This is a genomic window from Priestia sp. P5_B4, assembly GCF_056400385.1.
Map to the genome: position 1 here is coordinate 1 of NZ_JBFULJ010001431.1, position 614 is coordinate 614.

1 pseudogene is annotated in these 614 nt (G+C 34.7%); it reads left to right on the plus strand.

From position 1 onward, the window contains the following. Positions 1 to 32: 32 nt before the first annotated feature. Positions 33 to 614, plus strand: a pseudogene (locus AC1DRF_RS31400) (hypothetical protein); the annotation flags it as partial.

The window sequence follows — 614 nt, forward strand, 5'->3', positions numbered from 1 at the left end:
CATCAGAACTTAAAGCTCTCGTTACTAAGGGAATGACAGATAAGGAATTTCAAAAAGAAAAAGAGAAAGCCGCTTTTCAACAGTCAGACTTAATTGCGTTAGGTAACGGAGAATTCGGATATGTGATCAAAGCTGAAGACGGTTACGTTGTAGCTGATACGAATGGCGAAACCATTTCAAGCGTTGAAACGTTTAAAACGGCTGATGAAGTAGAACAGTATGAATTAATTGAAGTTAAAAAAGTACATAAAGATGTAAGGACAGTTGATGCTCATTATACGGCTTCAGATTTAGAAAGCTTAGAAGATTTTGATCAAAAAATTAATGAAGTGCTGAAGCGCGTTAATCTTACAAAAAAGGAGTTTAATGAACTAAAATTAAAGGATGTTAAAACATTAACTTCTCATGAAATAGAAGTAATGAAGGCTATACGTGACTCTGTTTCACCCCTTACAAAAGATACGCTGCTGCAAAAAACGATCCCTGCTAAAGATATTGAGAAGTATGTAGATGGATCTTATACAGCAGTGGGAGGATATGTAGCTAAAACTGAAGATGTTCATGATATTACTTCATACAAAGATTTTGTTGAAAGCTTACGTTTAGATTACACC